19 protein-coding genes and 1 pseudogene are annotated in these 18,182 nt (G+C 48.6%); 5 read left to right on the top strand and 15 right to left on the bottom strand.

Features of this window, described 5'->3' with window-relative positions; genetic code table 11:
• Positions 1–16: 16 nt before the first annotated feature.
• The 15 genes from ON05_RS35375 to ON05_RS35445 form a co-directional block, all read right to left on the bottom strand.
• Positions 17–805, bottom strand: a complete 789-nt coding sequence (locus tag ON05_RS35375; RefSeq protein WP_010480395.1) for a sulfite exporter TauE/SafE family protein — start codon at positions 803–805, stop codon at positions 17–19.
• On the bottom strand, positions 805–1,500 hold the full coding sequence (locus tag ON05_RS35380; protein ID WP_010480394.1) for an MBL fold metallo-hydrolase: 696 nt from the start codon (positions 1,498–1,500) through the stop codon (positions 805–807). The genes ON05_RS35375 and ON05_RS35380 overlap by 1 nt, the downstream gene beginning before the upstream one ends.
• 168 nt (positions 1,501–1,668) lie before the next feature.
• Positions 1,669–2,211: an NUDIX domain-containing protein gene (locus ON05_RS35385; RefSeq protein WP_010480393.1), complete on the bottom strand. Its 543-nt coding sequence runs from the start codon at positions 2,209–2,211 to the stop codon at positions 1,669–1,671.
• A 72-nt stretch (positions 2,212–2,283) separates the two neighbouring features.
• Positions 2,284–2,646 carry a helix-turn-helix transcriptional regulator gene (locus ON05_RS35390; protein ID WP_010480392.1) on the bottom strand — a complete coding sequence of 121 codons (363 nt, stop codon included), beginning with the start codon at positions 2,644–2,646 and terminating at the stop codon, positions 2,284–2,286.
• Positions 2,647–2,700: 54 nt separating this feature from the next.
• Positions 2,701–3,675, bottom strand: coding sequence for a cysteine synthase A (gene cysK / locus ON05_RS35395; protein ID WP_010480390.1), 975 nt, complete (start codon positions 3,673–3,675; stop codon positions 2,701–2,703).
• A 13-nt stretch (positions 3,676–3,688) separates the two neighbouring features.
• A complete protein-coding gene (locus ON05_RS35400; protein WP_010480388.1) occupies positions 3,689–6,373 on the bottom strand; it encodes a cyclic nucleotide-binding domain-containing protein in 2,685 nt (894 codons plus the stop codon).
• A gap of 106 nt (positions 6,374–6,479) precedes the next feature.
• Entirely contained in the window at positions 6,480–7,478 is a 999-nt protein-coding gene (locus tag ON05_RS35405; RefSeq protein ID WP_010480387.1) for an NAD(P)/FAD-dependent oxidoreductase, read from the bottom strand.
• 48 nt (positions 7,479–7,526) lie between these two features.
• On the bottom strand, positions 7,527–8,627 hold the full coding sequence (locus ON05_RS35410; protein ID WP_010480386.1) for a nitronate monooxygenase family protein: 1,101 nt from the start codon (positions 8,625–8,627) through the stop codon (positions 7,527–7,529).
• Between the two features lie 108 nt (positions 8,628–8,735).
• On the bottom strand, positions 8,736–9,422 hold the full coding sequence (locus tag ON05_RS35415) for a 4Fe-4S single cluster domain-containing protein (RefSeq protein WP_010480385.1): 687 nt from the start codon (positions 9,420–9,422) through the stop codon (positions 8,736–8,738).
• A gap of 244 nt (positions 9,423–9,666) precedes the next feature.
• Complete coding sequence (locus ON05_RS35420; RefSeq protein WP_010480384.1) at positions 9,667–10,074, bottom strand: hypothetical protein; 408 nt, start codon at positions 10,072–10,074, stop codon at positions 9,667–9,669.
• Positions 10,075–10,181: 107 nt separating this feature from the next.
• The gene (locus tag ON05_RS35425; protein WP_010480383.1) at positions 10,182–10,715 is read right to left on the bottom strand and encodes a DUF3122 domain-containing protein; all 534 of its coding nucleotides are present in this window, start codon (positions 10,713–10,715) and stop codon (positions 10,182–10,184) included.
• A 45-nt stretch (positions 10,716–10,760) separates the two neighbouring features.
• A complete protein-coding gene (locus ON05_RS35430) occupies positions 10,761–11,270 on the bottom strand; it encodes a hypothetical protein (RefSeq protein WP_010480382.1) in 510 nt (169 codons plus the stop codon).
• 285 nt (positions 11,271–11,555) lie between these two features.
• Entirely contained in the window at positions 11,556–12,905 is a 1,350-nt protein-coding gene (locus ON05_RS35435; protein WP_010480381.1) for an efflux RND transporter periplasmic adaptor subunit, read from the bottom strand.
• Complete coding sequence (locus ON05_RS35440) at positions 12,902–13,234, bottom strand: metalloregulator ArsR/SmtB family transcription factor (RefSeq protein ID WP_010480380.1); 333 nt, start codon at positions 13,232–13,234, stop codon at positions 12,902–12,904. The genes ON05_RS35435 and ON05_RS35440 overlap by 4 nt, the downstream gene beginning before the upstream one ends.
• A 34-nt stretch (positions 13,235–13,268) precedes the next feature.
• Positions 13,269–14,573 carry an NAD(P)/FAD-dependent oxidoreductase gene (locus tag ON05_RS35445; protein ID WP_010480379.1) on the bottom strand — a complete coding sequence of 435 codons (1,305 nt, stop codon included), beginning with the start codon at positions 14,571–14,573 and terminating at the stop codon, positions 13,269–13,271.
• 653 nt (positions 14,574–15,226) lie between these two features.
• Between ON05_RS35445 and ON05_RS38245 the strand changes: the two genes are divergently transcribed.
• The 5 genes and pseudogenes from ON05_RS38245 (at position 15,227) to ON05_RS35465 (ending at position 18,132) form a co-directional block, all read left to right on the top strand.
• Positions 15,227–15,334: a YgaP-like transmembrane domain gene (locus tag ON05_RS38245; RefSeq protein WP_236619152.1), complete on the top strand. Its 108-nt coding sequence runs from the start codon at positions 15,227–15,229 to the stop codon at positions 15,332–15,334.
• On the top strand, positions 15,313–15,435 hold the full coding sequence (locus tag ON05_RS38250) for a DUF2892 domain-containing protein (RefSeq protein WP_236619155.1): 123 nt from the start codon (positions 15,313–15,315) through the stop codon (positions 15,433–15,435). Before ON05_RS38245 ends, ON05_RS38250 begins: the two co-directional genes overlap by 22 nt.
• 197 nt (positions 15,436–15,632) lie before the next feature.
• Positions 15,633–16,130: pseudogene (gene petC / locus ON05_RS35455) on the top strand (cytochrome b6-f complex iron-sulfur subunit); the annotation flags it as partial.
• A gap of 57 nt (positions 16,131–16,187) precedes the next feature.
• A complete protein-coding gene (locus ON05_RS35460; protein ID WP_236619154.1) occupies positions 16,188–16,640 on the top strand; it encodes a beta-lactamase hydrolase domain-containing protein in 453 nt (150 codons plus the stop codon).
• A gap of 244 nt (positions 16,641–16,884) precedes the next feature.
• Complete coding sequence (locus ON05_RS35465) at positions 16,885–18,132, top strand: IS256 family transposase (RefSeq protein ID WP_010480376.1); 1,248 nt, start codon at positions 16,885–16,887, stop codon at positions 18,130–18,132.
• The last annotated feature ends 50 nt before the right edge of the window (positions 18,133–18,182 follow it).

The raw sequence follows: 18,182 nt of genomic DNA on the forward strand, positions 1-18,182 counted from the left end.
TTCCTCACTTGCAGAACTATTGCTTCGCCAGGACAAATACCGCAACGACCAGCACAAAGTAACCAAACCCTTTTTGCAGTTGTTTGGCCTCGAATATTCGCGTCAAACTTGCACCAATTAGCGTGCCCAGACTCGCTGCCAAGGTGAAGGTAACAATCAGTATCCAATCCAGCTCCACTTGGTGCAGATACCCTAGAAATCCCGTTGCAGATTTAAAAGCAATGATTAGCAATGAGGTGCCAATAGCTTCTTTGATCGGCAAGTCTCCGAACAACACCAAAGCAGGAATAATGGCAAAGCCTCCCCCCACTCCCACAAAACCCGTCAGTACGCCAACCCCTAACCCTTCTAGAAGAATAGTCAGCCAGTGATGTTTAGAGTGAGGTCGAACGATTGGACGCACTACTGTTTGAGATGAAGCCTTAACAGGTAGAGACTTGATGCCTGAATCACGAATCATCAGTATGCTCGCGAGGACCATGACCATCCCAAAGCAAATCAGTTGAATCGTTTCTGCAATCCAAGGTAGAGAGGCTAACCGGGCTCCGAGAAAGGCTCCCACCATCGCAACAGGTGCAAAGATAGCAGCGGTTTTGACATTCACATATCCCTGTCGCCAATGGGGGATAACGCCGATCAGACTCACGGCTCCTACAATCACCAAACTCATGGCAATGGCAACTTTGGGGGCAATGTCTAAGACATAAATCAAAATAGGAACGGCCAAAATGGAACCACCGCCCCCGATCAGCCCCAGACTGAGGCCAATGCCAACTGCGAGAATATGCCCAAAGATCCAAGTCATTAGCTGACTGTGGCAACCTGGCCAAACTGTTGATTAGCGGGGACGGCTTCAGCAATTTTTTTCGGATCAGGAAGATTGAGGGTTCCCATCAACTGAATAAAAGCAGCACGATCTTTCCCCACGAAGCGGGGATTAAAGCGTTTCTCTTCTCCAATCGTTGATACGGTTTGACCTTTATAGTCATGACCTGGGTAAACCAGGGTTGTATCGGGTAGGATAAATAACCGCTGCACCACATGGTCATAGAGGGTACCTGCATCACCGCTCTGGAAATCAGTGCGACCACAGCCTCGAATCAGAAGGGAATCCCCTGTTAAGATCCGATCCTGATTGATCAGATAGGCCATGTGACTGTCGGTATGGCCTGGGGTTGCGATCGCACGAACATTCACCTCACCCAAATCTAAAACTTCTCCATCCCGGATCAACCGATCCGCACAATCGGCGGCGGCTCGTTCGGGTACTATCCCTTGGCACCCCGTTTGCCCCCGCAATTGCCCCGTACCCGTAACGTGGTCCGCATGAATATGAGTTTCAAGGCAGTAGCGCAAGGTTAACCCTAATTCCTGCAGCAGGTTCAAATCACGTTCCACCTGCTCTTGGACTGGATCGACCAGAATAGCCTCCAGATTGGCATTTGCAATCAGATAGGTGTAGGTACTTGTTTCAGGGTCAAACAATTGACGAAATAGCATCGTGCTTACTCCTTTAGGCATGTTCTGGTTTTTATGGGGGAAAAGCCACAATAACGCCGAGCTAGGGTTACTTGATTTCAGGCTAGGCAAGTAAAGCTAAAACGTAATATAGTTATATAGTAATATATATGCAACTGAACTGTCTACCCCCAATTCAAGAGGCGTTTATTAGGATTTTTGCTGCGAGTGCCACTCTAAGAGAACAGCCCGACATTGGAGGCATTGGAGGACATTCAACAAAGACTGAATACCTGAGAGGGAAGCGTTATAGGTAGCACCCACATACGTGCGATCAAGCTGAGTTCGGGGATGCAGTTCAGCGACAAACCCGTGCAGGTATTGATTAGAAAAGGAGCTGTTGATTGCCCATCCCTTATGGTTGATGGGGCTGAGAGATATTATGGCTGAAGTCTCAACACCCAACTCTCGCTTTAGGATGGCGATAGCTGCATTACTTGGCGATTGATCCTCGGCCACCCGACCTCCAGGAAAATCTAGGGTCTGAGTTTGCACACCCGGACGGTAAGTGGGTCGTGCCAAAATGAGCTGCTGATCTAGCAAAGGCAACACAATGACCGAATCTGCTTTTTCGACCCGCCAATATTCGAGCCGTTGTCCCTGTTCAGTTTGCCAATGTTCACCGATCAGGGTCAGCCATTGCGTTCGCAATTCCAAGATGCGATCGTAGACCTGCCAATCTTGAGAAGCCATAAGGTAAGGATAAATACGGCAGTTTGAGGCTAACTCACAGCAGTGTAGAGACTAATTTCGAGCTGAGCAACTTTAAGTAGGCTGACTGAAGGATTTAAATTGGTTAAATTTTTGAGCCTGCTGCAGTAAGCGATCGCTAATGGAATCACAGACCGATTCACAGAGTTCAAAGACCAACGGATTGACAATCTCGTAATAAGCACTGACCCCACAAGGAGTGCGCGAGAGGAGGCCCGCTTGAGTTAATACATTTAAGTGTTTAGAAAGATTGGCTTGTCTCAACCCTGTCGCCTCTACCAGATCATTAACCGTCATGGGACCAGTCCTGAGATTGCTGAGAATCTGCAAGCGACTGACTTCCGATAAGACTTTGAAGTACTCAGCCACTGCTACGAGAACTTCATGTGAAACTTGTTTGGCAAGCGTTTTAGACATGGATAGTGGGAATAAACAGAAGGCTACTAATACAATTATATAACCATATAGAATTTAAGAAGCAATATTCTCTCTAGCTTGTTTCAAGCTATTATTGGACTCTTGCCACATCGGGGTACTCAGGTAACGCTCACCTCCACTAGGCTGAATCACTACAATCCGCTGACCTTCAACGGCCATCTGCTGACCCAGGTGCAAAGCGGCATAAAGGGCAGCTCCAGTCGAGATTCCACTGATAATCCCCTCCACTTGAGCTAATCTTCGCCCCCAATAGTAGGCTTGTTGATCACTCACGGTGATGATTTGATCAATCAGATCAACCCGCAGGACATCAGGAATAAATCCTGCACCAATCCCCTGTAAATTATGGGAACTGGGTGCATGACCACTGAGGACAGCACTGTTTTCCGGCTCCACTGCCACAATCCGTAATTGGGGATTTTGTTGTTTGAGATAGCGACCTGCCCCTGTCAAGGTGCCGCCCGTCCCTACCCCCACGACCAGAACATCAATCTGACCATCTGTGTCTTCCCAGATTTCAGGCCCCGTTGTTTCAAAGTGGATTTTGGGATTTGCAGGATTGCTAAATTGCTGGGGAGAAAAGGCGTTGGGAAGGGCAGCCAGAAGTTCATTCGCCCGAGAGATAGCCCCCATCATATCGGCAGCAGCAGGGGTGAGGATGATTTCTGCTCCGTAAGCATTCACCATTTTTTGGCGTTCAGGACTCATATTATCTGGCATGGTCAGGATCAAACGATAGCCTTTCGCTGCACAGACCATTGCTAGGCCAATCCCCGTGTTACCCGATGTGGCTTCCACAATAGTAGAGAGTCCAGGCTGAATCAGCCCTGCCCGTTCAGCTTCAGTCAGCATACTGATGGCAATCCGATCTTTCACCGAAGCGGCTGGGTTCAACCCTTCTAATTTTAAGACAATATCAGCTGCACACCCCATCTCCTGAGGGAGACGTTGGAGCCTAACCAGTGGGGTACGGCCAATCACTTGGGTGATGTCGGAATAAATCAGCATAAGAAGACTGTTCCTAAGTTAAGAGGAGGAAGCATACATAAGTCAGCCCAGACATCAGCATCAGGTGGGGTAGCGCGCTCATCCAGGGGCGTTGAGTGATCCGCAAGAGGGGATAGACACTGAAAAGCAAAGCTGACAGTAAGGTAAGCCCCTGTAAAAATGCCGCCACATCCGGGCTCCAGGTAAGCGTAGGCAAACCCTGACCACTGTAGCCAAAGGTTCTAGCAATGACAGGTAGAATTTGCCCTGCTTCTGTGACCGCTGCAGGGATGTAATGGGCCAGGTTGGCCGTTAGGGTGAAGGGAAGATAGGCATAGATAACCGTTCGGTAGTCCGGCAACTCCCGGTCAAACCAGCGGGCGATCGCATGCGTCAATACCGTCAAGATTGCTGGAATGCTTAGGAGCAGGGCCGTCACTAAAATACCTATGGGTAGGTGCTCAGAATTGACGGGGAGGTCTTTCCAACCAAACCAACCCAAAATCTGGTGGTCGTGATGCATGAACACGCCACCAAACAGCAACAGCAGGAGGGCCACTTCCGGCCAGTTCCCTTGGTGATTTTCCAGTAAGTCTGCGGCTGGAAATCTCAAGTTGAGCTGTACGGAACGATTGGGGCAGGCTTTCAGGCAAGTCATACACAGCACACAGTCGCGGTTATCTTGCAATTGAGCGGGATGGGAATAGAGGGGACACCCATCCGTTGCCTGTCCTTCTGTGGGGAGTGCATTGGCAAATTCGACCGGGGTAGCGGTGCTTCCTTTGTAACAACCAAAGGTGTTGCACTGGCTACCACAGACTTGCTGCGTTGATCGCACCTCCAGCATTGAAAGCTTGGCAAACATGCCGTTCATACCGCCAATGGGGCAAAGATATCGGCACCAGAGACGACGTTCGTAAATCACACTGCCAATGACGGCCCCAGTAGCAATAATCACCAGCAGCCATGCCGATAGATAGGCGGTATGAGGTAAGTCCCAAAGTTCTTCCCACAGGTAAATAGCCACAAACCCCGTAAACAAGATCCAAGCTCCCCAGCGATTCATCCATTTAGTGGGCCAGGGCAACAATTGACGAGGCCAAATCCACAGAGAGAGTTGGCGAAGCCATTCCCCCGTAATCATGAAGGGACAAACTGCACACCAGAGGCGACCGACAAAGGCAAATAAGAATAGGTAAACAGGCCACCACCAAGCCCAGAAAAAGTTCAGGGTCATGCTCGCGTCTCGTGTCTGAGGACCGATATAACCCATGAGGGTCACGGGAATGAACAACGCCATAACCCCATACCAAATCCTCTGAGGCCACCAGGGGCTGAGTAGAAACTGTCGTAGCCAGGGAAGCTGGTTGAGTAAATCGATCCGAAAGGCATTATTGGGCGACTGCACGGACCACAAGGTCTGTTCCGAAATCACGGTTTGTTCCTCAGGGGTCATAGAGACCGCGCGCTTAAGGATACCAGCCAGTTCAACTAGGTTGCCAGGATAGTCGTAGCTAATTAAACGGCGGGTATTTGCCTGATCCAGTTTTAGAAGTGCGCGTCCTTGCTCCCGGCAAAATTGGGTTAGGAAATATTGGGCAAACTCGGGGATATCACCTTTGCGTTGGGGCAGACCGAACAATTTAATCGAGTGGGAGGCAATGCCAGGTAAGGTTAACTTGTGGGCGCTAGCTAGGATCAGACGCACCCAGGACTTTACAGGAGAAGGCAAACTGGCCACAGTGGGGTCTAGATTGGGTACCAAGGTTCCCATGTTCAGGTATTGAACTAAGCGATCTCGATCCTGATCACTCAAAAGCTGCACATTATCAATAAGCAATGTGCCCCGTTCAAGAAGTTCAATGACCCCAAGCTGAACATCTGCTTTGCCAAAGAGGAGATTCGTACAAACACCCCCTGTCTCAGAGCGAGGAAGCTGAGCACAATCGAGTTCTGCAAAAGGGCGATCCTTCAACCCAGAATGGGCATGAATATAACCCGCCAGGAAAGTTTTACCCGTTCCCAGTGCGGCTTGAAAGACAATGGGTTTGACATCAACGATAGCGGCTGCTACCTGCTGTGCAAGTTTAGTACTGGCCTTACTAGACCCCAGAAGGGTTTCTGTGGCAGGTACAGAATGAATATAGGGCTGCAATCCCTGAATACGAGCTTGTTCTCTAGCAATACGTTGGGCAAAGTTGACCAAATCTTGAGTTAGAAATTGATTAAAAATGCCCTGGATCTCGGTATAAGCCTGTGACAATTGCTCAAAGTCAGCTTGGCTCAAGAACCAGATTTCACTGGCACTGAGGGCGATCGCACTCGCTTGATAGCAAGCATGCTCTTGACGATTGATTATGGGGACATAGCCAAATAACTCCCCCGCATTGCGGTAAAGCATATGGGTTTTGCCCACTAGGGACAGGCGATAAATTTCTACCGTGCCCCACTTGAGTAGATAGAGACCCACAGGAGCTTGGCTTTCCCGATAGATCTCTGTTCCTGTCTCGACTTTGAGCAATTGTAGGGAGCGGGCAATCGCCTTTAATGGTCGCTCCTGAAGTTCTCCCCACACGCGGTGAAAACTCAACCAGTTATAGCATTCCGAAACGGTCAACTCCTCTTGATCCCTAATCGGATTGCCTTCAGGCTGAAGTGGGATGGTCCGTGTCTGATCACAATTAGTAACTGGATCGGAAGAAGTTGGAAGAGAACTCAAGGTGGAGTACCTCCTGCATGAGGTTGACGCGGTTTAAAACCTATAAACAAATGGCAGACTAATGGGGGAAAATCTTCTGATTAGACACGTCACAAGTGAACGGTATCTATGTCAGAATCTTGAGGTTCTCTTGCCATTTTCTAGGTCCAGTATCCTTACGAATCTCTCGCCAAATCTGGGTGGCGGCCATAGCACCATCCCCTGCTGCGACTACCACTTGATTCAGCCCAACCTTTAAATCCCCGATCGCAAAAATCCGAGGATGGGAGGTGCGGCCCATTTTGTCGGTGACCAGGTTGCCCCCTTTCATCTCTAGATCAATGCCGTTGAGATAGGTGTTGTGATAGCGAGATCCCATGGAAATCAAGCCCGTTTCCAATTCAACGACTGACCCATCGATTAGCTCTACCCCAGTCATCTGGTGGTCCTCACCCAAGAATTTCTGGATAGGGGTTTCTACCAGGCGATATCCATATTCTTCTAATTGGCTGCGCATCTGGCCACTAACCTCAAATAGGCCATGGGTAAAGATGAAGATTTTGGGCGTAAACCAACTGAGGTTGAACACCATTTCTTCAATACTGGCTTCACTACCTGCAAAGAAGCCACAGAGTTTGTCGGTCATCTCATAGCCATCACAAACCATGCAGACATGGAGGTTGTAACCCGCATAGTCATAAACATTTTGCATGTCGTCCAAGGGCAGTAGATGATCGATAATGCCGCTGGCGACGACCAGATATTTAGACTGGAATTTAACATTGCGGCTGTTCTGGCGACCCACCTTAACTCGAATCGCAAAGGTGTTCCCTGTGTCAGTGACCTCTTCTACATAACCATCGAGGAAATCTCCCGCCAAGGAGTCATAGTGTTTTTTACCCTGTTGTAACAGTTGCCGACCAGGCGTATCTGGGGGAAGGCCCAGGTAGTTGTGTAACTCTTGCATCCAAAATGAGCGGGCTTTGCCCTTGTCGATAATCAGACTGGAGAGGCGGAACCGTTGCAGATAGATTCCCGCAGATAGACCACCTGCTCCCCCACCGACGACAATGACATCGTAGAGATGATTCAAACGTTGTTCGAGGTTGGTTTTGTTGAGTTTCATCGGTTTCCTTTGTTATTCGTGCAATCAGGTTAAAAGCCAAGGACGGAGCTAGAGAGATGCAGTTAGCTCTTTCATCAACTCAGCGGTGGGAATAATCTGCTGAGCACGTCCGGCATTAGAACCAGCAAAAATTAAGCCATTTTCGACATCGCCCCGAGCAGCTCTGTCTAATGCCCTCACAATGCAGTAGGTCTCTTGAGTGTCTCGACAGCGGCAAACATGCAAACAACTGGTGAGGCATCGCTTTTCTAGATCAGGGGAATCGGCAATCGCCCGTTCAGCAAAAGAATTCCGCAACGCTCTTCCCGGCATCCCCACGGGACTAGGAACTAGAACCACATCTTCGGGATGGGCGTGGAGGTGAAACTCCTTGTACCGAAGATCGGCATCACATTCATCCGTGGTAATAAATCGCGTCCCCATCTGAACGCCACTGGCTCCCAACGCCAGCATCCAGTCAATATCCGTGCGGTCCCAGACACCACCCGCTGCAATTACGGGAATCTCTTCACTGATTTCCGATTGGAGATAGTTGGTAAGTTCAGGAATCACCTGTTTCGCTGCTAGGCGAGGGCTATTGAGATCTTCTAGTTTGGCTCCCAGATGCCCCCCTGCCGTCTGGGGATTTTCGACAATGAAGGCATCAGGCAGGCGGTGATGTTGGCGCTGCCACTTTTGACAGATCAGTCTAGCGGCTCGCGTAGTGGACACAATTGGAACCAGCGCCACTTCAGGATGATCCTGGGTAAAGGCAGGCAATCCGAGAGGCAACCCTGCGCCCGCAATAATTAAATTGGTTCCATGTTCTGCAGCGGTGCGAACCAGTGTCTCATAATCCTGGGCAGCGACCATGATGTTGATGCCAATGATGCCCTCTGGGCTAAGTGCACGGGCTGAATTTAATTCATCAATGAGGGCTAATCGATTGGCTTCAAAAAATTGTTCCCTTCTGTTGCGCCCCGCTTTCTGGTTTGGGTCGAAGTAGGGGGAGTTCAGCCCTAGACCCACGGCGGAGATAATGCCGATACCGCCTGCATTAGCAACGGCAGCAGCTAGATGCGCACCAGAAATGCGGATACCCATCCCTCCTTGAATAATGGGATAGCGAGCTGTATATTGACCAATTTGAAGGGTGGGAAGAGTCGTCATAATTTGTTTCCTCATTAGGTTCAGAAATTGAAGTTCTGTCTCAAGAGTCAGAACCCTCACTTGATTGAATAGTGCGTCGCAGACCAACCACCAGCCCCCCACCCAACTTCATCGATCTGATCTTGGGATTGGCTCAGATTGGCTTTGTAGATTTTCATGGGTTTCATTCTTCCTGGAACGACTCAACTGACCGTGGTAACCCGTAAGGATCCGGCTCCCATCAGGAAGGACATGGATCTCCAGTTGATCACTCGCCCAAGTGATGTTGTCCTTGAAGGCTGGATTGAAGATATGAATGCGCTGATTGCTGGACGCAACTGGAGAATCGGGAGAGTGAATTTTTAGTAGTTCTATAAATGGTCCATCAATGAGAATATCCAACTGGTCCAGCAGATCTTGGGCACCAAGTGGAGCAGATTCTTCTTGTAACTGCTCCAGCGTAAATCCCGTAAATGACATCACATTTAACCCTGCAGCCTTGACCTTGTGGGCCAATTCAGTGAGTGCAGACGCTTGCCAGAAAGGCTCACCGCCAGAAAAAGTAACGCCTTCATTGCGGGGATTGCTGAGAATCTTCTGGGCCAGGATGTCCACAGCTGTTAACTGGTTGATTTCAAACGACCATGAATTAGGATTGAAACAACCCGGACATGCCCGATGACACCCTTGGACCCAGACAACGGCTCGACAACCGGGACCATTCACTTCAGATTCATCAACATATCCCATGATGTTCAGATATCCCGGAGGAATATCCACGAGAGCTATGGGTGACAGGTTATTCTGTATATTCATGGTTTTAGCTACCAATAGATGAGCAGTGTAAGGTTCATCTGGAGTTACGGCTTAGACCAAGCGGAAAAGACTGCCCAACAAGGCCAGAATCTCCCTTTCAGGCTCTGACTATGCTCCACTCAGCACTCAACCGTTAGGTACAAATCCAGGTCGAGTAGATAATCTCTTGGATCAATTATTTAGTCGCTACCATAGCCCTACAATGCATACTGGGCTATGGATTATTGAGTATTGGAAATCGTCTTCAGACGTGGCTCAAGACACGACCCATGACGGAAAAGGACTTCAGGAAAGGGCCAACCATGCGCGGATCTTTAATCATCGAGCTGTAATCGCCCACCTCAAACTTGAGCTTGCCGCTCATGTAGGCCATGCTAAGCCCCATCAGGCTTAAACCCTTGGCTTGCCATTTTTGCCAGTCCTTTGGGGTAGCCCGCAAGTCCCAGTTCAGGGCTTGGTTGGTATAGGGATCCGCTTTGATCGCCCGGCCATTCTCTACTGCGAGAACACCCGTCGGGGTAGCAGTATTGGTGAAACCATAGCCGATGGTGGAATTAAAATTAATGCGTTCTAGTGTATCAGCCAACTCGGGCTCAGCATTCCACTGTTCCAGGTAGGCTTGCATCCACTCAAGTGAGAAAAGTTCATTCATCAATTAACCTCCATTAGCTACTACGAGCTTTAGGTATAACTAAGTTGAACCAATGGTGATGCACTAGTCAGACTGCACTCTTTGGTGCATTTATTCGGTTCAACACTTTAGGTATAAGCAGCCACCGCTTGCCATTCTTGAATCACATCAGGCGAAATATCCAGTACCACCGTTGAGCCACTCGTAGTTGGCAAAGATAATTGCAGTGGAATCACCTCTGACAATTGGGGCAAAATTGGTTGCAAATCATACTGGCCGACATTAGAAGCCAGTGGGCTGTCTGGAGAGATTTCTTGGGTCACATCAGTGGCAGTAAACGTTTGCTCTAAAGATGTTCTCAGGGTTAAGGGATGGGGATGCTCCACCTCGACAGCACCGGGAAAGCCAACCAATCGCAGCTTGAAACTCACCTCCCCATTGGGATAGATGCGTTTAAACGCGATAGCCTGCCAGCTCAACTCATTGCGATCCTTTAAGGTCTGTCGGGACTGGTAGAGCATTTGGTTCGCACTCTCTTCCTGTTGCACTATAAGGGCCGCAGCGGGTGGGGCTGTGAAACGCCCTATTCCCAGAAATACTAGGAAGACCATAACCCCCAATAACAGGAACCAAGACAGCGTTTTGCGAACGTGACATCCCATCCTTCAGAATCCTCCTATAATTGACAGCCACGAGAGCACAGATCCTTACTGAGCTGCTCTCCAAGGACTTCTGCCATTGCCTCTATTTCTGCCCATGCCTTTACCTTGTCCCATCCCTCTCCAGGCGGGCATACCGTTTTCATCTCTGAGGTCAATGTTGGTGTCCCCAGATTTCACTTTGGCAGCAATAATTGTGGGCTGGCTGGCCTCAGTTTTTCTAGAGCCAGTAATTTCGACGGGATCTCCAGACTTGAGATTAAATTGCTGCTCATCAAGATACCAAGATGGCCCTAAATGGACATCTACCGTTTCATCCGACGTTTCTACGGATAAATGCACTCCCTTTCCAGAGCGCCGACCTTGACTAGCAACCTGATCAACACGAACAATCTTGCCACTAATCGTTTCAACAGTATCAGGATTGAAGTCTCTTGGTCTTTGGGAAGTGAGGTGGTGGCCAGGTGACGATCTTGGCATTCCCTGGGCGTAGACCGGAGCAGCGATTATCGCGCCTGCTAAAAGGGCAATTGATATCGAAATTAAAATCCATTTCATTAGAGTTTCCTCCTTTCCTTTATAGATTGAGAAAAATATGGCTAAGTCATTAACAGGCTGGGCAAGGACAGTATCAGACTTATAAAGCTTGAGTCCGTATTACAACCTCAGATGTCTCAGGTGCCATATCGAAGGTTGAAATCGGCGCTAAAGTGCAACCTAATTCAATTATACAGTTAAATAACTATATAGCAATGTAACGATATATTGAACACAATCTTTGTGTCTGTACTGACGCTATTTCATGCGAAACTCAACACTCAAAACTCTTGCAACTTTTAACTTTCAACTCACTTGGAGAACTGTTCCGTTCTCAAGCTTGGGACTGGGATTGACAATTATGCGATCTCCCTTCTCCAGTCCCGAATAGACTTCCACAGATTTACTTGTAAACTGCCCTGTGGTAATGGGATTAAACTGGGCTTGGTGATCTACGACTTTGAATACCCCTGTGACCCCAAATTGCCTGACTAGCGCGTCTTTAGGAATCATAAGGCCCTGACGAGCAGTAGTATTTTGACGAGTAGTGGCTCTGAACTGCAACCGACCAAACATCCCTGGCAGCAAGTCTTGGGTCGTCTTCAAAGCGACCTTAACGGTGAAGTTTCGAGATCTCGGATCGGCAGCAGGGATGATTTGGCTAATGCGACCTGCGATCTGGCGATTGAGTGCATCGATTTGTACTGAGACCGACTGGCCCCGTTGAATCTGCCCTACAAGCGATTCAGGAACATCAACACTCAGTCTGAGTTGTCCGCTGCGTTCCAACTTCACAATCGATTCGCCGGGACCCGCCATTGCCCCCACTTCGGTATATTTGTGGGTGATCACACCTGGGAAGGGGGCAATCACTGTCCCATAGTCAAGGTTGGCTTGAGTTTGCTTGACTTCGGCTTGGGCTTGTTCAACTTGGGCTTGAGCCTGACGGATTTGAGCTTGGGCCTGATTCACGGCAGATTGGGCTTGCTTTACCGTTGTGCGGGATTGAGTCAGACCTGCTTTCGCTTGACTGATGCGGGCTTTAACTACTGATAAGCGGGTATTCGCCTCATCCAAACGAGATTGGCTTACCGCCCCTTCTCGTCGCAGCATAGTCATCCGCTTTTGATGGAGTTGGGCATCTGCGAGTTCGGCTTGCGCTTCAGTCAATTGGGCTTGAACCTCTTGGACACGGGCTTGGGCCTGACTTTTTTGAGCTTGGGCAGTCAGATAAGCTGATTGGGCAATACTGACCGCTGATTGAGCTTGAGGAATCGCAGCAGTGGCTTGCTGCTGTTGGGCTTGAATATCGCGGACGTCGATTTCAGCAATCCGTTGTCCAGCTTGAACGACATCGCCTTCTCGGACTGGCAGTTGCCGAATTTGACCCATTACTCGACTGGTGAGGGTGACCGTTTCAGTCGATTCAACGGTACCCGTGAGGGTCCGATCTACGGCTATAGGTCGTTGAGTGGCGATCGCAGTTTTCACTACTACAGGTGTACTGGCAGCAGCGGGTGTTTCCTCAGGTAGACGCCTATTTAGTAATAGCCAGGCAGTACTACTTGTCATCGTAAACAGTAGGGCAAGCAATCCCCAGCGTTTGAGTTGTGAAGGGGTGACTAAAGACTTTACTTTAGGAGAGATAAAATTCATTGCGATTCCTCTACAACCTCCATCTGAGATTTTTCGGGTTCTGAAGTTGTCAGAGCCTGTTGAGCCCGATGGCAGAGGCTCAGAACCTCCGGTGCAACAATGCGGTAGTAGCGCCATATTCCCTTTTTGCGGCAGGCGACTACTCCAGCATCTTTCATCAGCCGCAGATGTTTAGAGGCATTGGCCTGATGCAAACCCGTCTGTTGGCAAATGTCTTGCACACTCCGTTCTTGATTACAGAGAGTGGATAGAATCTGCAAGCGAGTGGGTTCACCCAGGATTTTGAAATGTTGTGCCAGTTGCTCCAGATCATGAGGATGAATAGTCATGACCATTGCCTCCCGTGGTCAAGTGAGCGAGCCTTCAATGACTCAGGACATCCTTGGGGACAGTGTGAGGTTCAGGCACTGCTTCTAACAGAGATAGACCCACAGCCTTTAAACCTAAGCGCTCAAACCAAGGAACAGCAGACCCACAACGCATTTTGGCCAGGAAATAGCGCTCAAAAGCTGTTTTCATCCAACCGACCCAGCGACCGCCTAGTGTAATAGCACGGCGTCGCTGCCCCGTCTCTGGATCAGGTAAAACAGGGTCGGCCAAAAAGAGTAATCCCGTGTCTCCAAAATCCGCAAAGCAAATCGCTTCTAAGGTGGGCGCGACAGGGGGTGAAAAGACTGCCCCTAGCTCCAAAGCAATGTTGTGGGCTACAGCCATCCCCATAGCCTCGACCATTTGCCCTGTCTTTGGCACCCCAATGGGAATGGGGGTTGCCTCTGGAGGGGCCAAATGGGTCACGACACCTGCACCGTAGACTGACGGGAAAACGGGATGTCGATAGGTAGGCAATATGGGAATGAACCCCTTGGTATCCCCCAAACCTGCTGCCTCGCGGACAAATCGTGGACCCCGAAACTGAGGGAGCAGCATCGCATACCGGAAGGGTAATGTATGACCGTTCGCTAAGTAAATGTCCTGGGAAGTGATGCGAATGATGGCTGAGTTTTCCAGGACTTCCACCTCCCTTTCGGCCATCAACTGGGTTACCAGTTGACTAGAGTTGGCCATCCCCCCAATCCCCAGATGCCCCGCATAGGGTTCTGGCGTCACAAAGGTAATGGGAACCTGGTCACGCAATCCCTGCTGACGAAGAATATAATCCGCTAACAAGGCAAACTCATAGGCGGGGCCAAAGCAGCTTGCCCCAGGGACTGCACCGACGACCAAGGGGCCTGGATTCTGCAACAAATCTTGCCAAGCAGCATTGGCCATTAAGGCATGGTGAGGATTACAGACCGATTGGGTAAATCCATTGTCGGGTCCCAATCCGGGTACGGCATCTAACGCCAACTCAGCCCCCGTAGCAACAACCACATAGTCATAGTCCAACGATTGAGAGTTAGTGTGGACGGTTTGAGTATGAGGATTAAGCTGGGTCACTGCTTCGGGTAGCCATTCAATTCCCCGTTTCGTCACCAGCTCCTCCACCTCTAGCTGAACCTGCTCCAGTGGCGTCAAACCCAGACCCACCCAAGGTAGGGAAGGAAGAAAGGTGAATTTGGGCGTGTTGGAAAGGAGTGTAATTTTATGTTGGCGGGGTAACAGATACCTCAGTTCGTAAGCAGTCGGCAACCCAGCCAGCCCAGCACCAATGACAACAATATGGGCCATATTTATTCCTCCCGAAAGGATGGGTCTTAAAAAAGCTTTTAGTCAAATTTGTGAACTAGCTGCAAATTTTATCTTGAGCTTTATATACTATATAACTAACTAATGATATAGTCAAATTATTTTAGCTTTGTCTTCAATCCTAGTCTTAGAACCAACCTTACTCGAACTTAGATGTGACTGCACTTGTTGAATACAACATTCTGTCTCTGATTTACATAGAAAGGGCTAGAGCTATCAGCAGGCAATGATAATGTTCTAGATTCGCTTTCCTATTTTGTCTTCTATCCAAAGATAGATTCATGTAAATAACTAAATAGCTATACTATTAATTAGCTGAAGTACAGTTATAGAATGAGCCTTTCTTCAGGTGGCTTTTTGATATTGCAGTAGAGCTGGGACGCTAATTAATAGAAAAGCTTAGACATAGTCTGACGGTTTATGAACATAGTTTTACAGACCATGCACTAAGCTCATTCCTAGCGTTGACAACGCTCAAATGCTCTCCCAGCATACATTTATCTGATGCAAAGCAATATCTTTATCCCTTACCATCACATGAAAACACCTTGTTGCTTTAATTGCTAGTTAGTTATATAATCATAAATGTGATTTTTTATCAATTCCTCAATCTACACATTTAGGAGGAAGTAACCATGTCTACGAATGTTGGAATTGTTGACCGTCTGTTACGCCTGAGCTTGGGAGGGCTTTTGCTCTATTTGGGGCTTGGAATTTATGGATTTATGGCGGTACAGCTCTAGGCGTTGGCTTAGCGATCTTTTCCGCTATCCCAGCACTCACGGCCCTTGTCGGCGTTTGCCCTCTCTATGGCTTACTAGGTATCAAAACCTGTCAGTCATAAGGGGTAAGGACTAACCATTTGACTGCTTTGAACAAAACCTCACGCTGAAAAAATCACCTTACCGTTACGGAGGTAAATATATGGTGGATGATAGTCTTCCCTTTGAATCTTCTTTAAGTTCCAAGAGCGATTCTCCCCTTGAAGAGGCGTCTCCCGTCCATCCGATTGATGACAAACTTTTGATAGAAAGTCCATCAATGTCGCGACGGCAACTGCTCAATTTTCTGACGGGCTCCGTGGTCGCCATCACAGCCGGATCGGTCTTATACCCTGGGGCTAAATTTTTCATTCCCCCTTCTGAAGAGAACGACAGTGGTGCCGTTCTCGCCAAGGACATTCACGGTAAACCCATCCCCGCCCAACAAGTTTTAGCAAATCCACCGGGGACCCGTGCCCTGATTGCGGGCCTTGCGGGAGAGCCCACCTATTTAACGGTTCAAGATGATGGCACGCTATCTGAGATGGGAGTAGTGGACAACTGCACCCACCTCGGCTGTACATTTCCCTGGAATGAGGTGGATCAACAGTTCCAATGTCCCTGTCATGGGTCTCGATTTGCCCCTGATGGTTCGGTGCAACGGGGGCCAGCGAACCGTCCACTGAAGTTATCTCGGGTTTGGGTAGACGGAGATGCAATCTGGATTGCGCCCTGGAACGACATTGATCCACGAACGGGGGAAACACCTTGGTGGGTGAAAAATCCCAACCCCTCTCAACCCACTGATGTTGCTAAAACGGAGCTTGCCAAAGAAATGATCCAACTGAATGAGTCTTTGAGTGTCGCCACGACACAGTTAAGTCCAAACCAACTGAAACAGGCAGCCCAAGCGGGATATCAATCTGTATTGAATTTGAGATCGCCCAATGAACCTGGCTTTCTAGAAAATGAACAGCAATTGGTGGAAAGCGTAGGACTGCAGTATGCCCATATTCCAGTCAATCCAGCGCAGATCACGGATTCGTTAACCGATCAAGTGCTGGTAACGATAGGCCAGTTGAAGAAACCCATATTAATTCATTGCAAAAGCGGTGTGAGATCTGGGGCAATGGCGTTGATATTTATGGCCCAGAATGAGGGGCTGACAGCGGATAGAGCGTTATCAATTAGCAAGGAATTAGGCATCGGCTTGGATGCTCAACCGCAAATCAAGCAGTTTGTCCACCATTACATTGACGTACATAGGCAAGCCTACACAGCAGCTTAAGCACGTTACCCAATAGCACCATAGCTATTTAATTGATTCAGTGAGGATCCTGGTGAAACTCAAGACCGACTGTATAAAAATGATCTTACTTCTCAACCAGGTGGAGTGTGGATGGTATTTGAATGAAGACCATGAATTGAATGTCTGCATTGACAATCATCATCGAATTTTAGTCTTGTCGCAAGAGACTGTAAATTATTTTGTGTAAGCGGTTTAAAGTACATCCAGATTGAAGGAGACCGCTTTGAAGAAACAACGCCACTCAGATCCTAAAGTTGAGCAACTGCTTGATGAATTGATGCAGGACTACAAGAGTCCTGAGCAGATATTGGGAGAGGAGGGATTAATCAAGCAACTCTCAAAACGCTTGATTGAGCGAGCCTTACAAGCAGAATTGGCTAATCATCTACAAAACACTCCTAAGGGAGAGTCACCATCGTCTTCAAAATCGGTGAATAGCCGCAATGGATATTTCGCTAAAACAATTCAAACTGAACAGGGTGCCTGCTACCTCCAGATCCCTCGCGACCGATTGAGTGAATTTGAACCCATTATTGTCCCTAAAGGCCAGCGTCGTCTGGCCGGTCTGGATGACAAGATTTTGGCCCTGTATGCGCGAGGCAACAGTACCCGAGATATTCAAGCCCAGCTGGAAGAGTTGTATGGAATCGAGCTATCCCCTACCCTGATTTCACAAGTTACCGATGCCGTTGCGGATGAAGTCCGTCAATGGCAAACTCGTCCATTGGATACGCTGTATCCCATCCTGTTTTTGGATGCGTTGTACGTGAAAATCCGCCAAGAAGGACGGGTCAAAAGTCGGGCAGTTTATGTGGTGTTAGCCATTAACCTTGATGGCCACAAAGAAGTCTTGGGTTTATGGATTGGACCACAGGAACGCGAGGGAGTGAAGTTCTGGCTCCAGGTCTTGACGGATCTCAAAAATCGGGGACTACAAGATGTTTTTATTGCTTGCGTAGACGGATTGACAGGCTTTCCAGAAGCCATTGAAACCCTCTATCCTCAAACTCGTGTGCAGCTGTGTATTGTCCACCTGATTCGCAATTCCCTCAAATATGTTAGTTGGAAACACCGCAAAGAAGTTGCAGCTGATCTCAAACCGATTTATCAAGCTGCAACAGTCTGCGAAGCGGAGGATGCTCTGACTCGCTTTGCAGACAAATATGATCAGCTCTATCCCACCATCAGCCAAATCTGGCTCCGTCATTGGGAGCGAGTGATCCCTTTGTTTGATTACCCGCCTGACATCCGCAAGGCCATTTACACCACCAATGCGATTGAATCAGTCAATCGTAGTCTCAGAAAGGTTTTGAAAACGAAAGGCGCATTCCCAGATGAAACCTCTGTCTTCAAACTGCTCTATCTTGCCCTCAACAATATTTCCAAAAAATGGACGATGCCTATTCGAGATTGGAAAGCGGCTCTAGCAAGATTTGCTATTGAGTTCCCTGAACGCTTTCCCATTGACTAAATGATTGAGCTTACACAAAATTCTTGACACTCCCGTCGCAAGCGTTAGCA

It is taken from the genome of Acaryochloris sp. CCMEE 5410 (assembly GCF_000238775.2).
In the GTDB taxonomy this organism is placed as follows: domain Bacteria; phylum Cyanobacteriota; class Cyanobacteriia; order Thermosynechococcales; family Thermosynechococcaceae; genus Acaryochloris.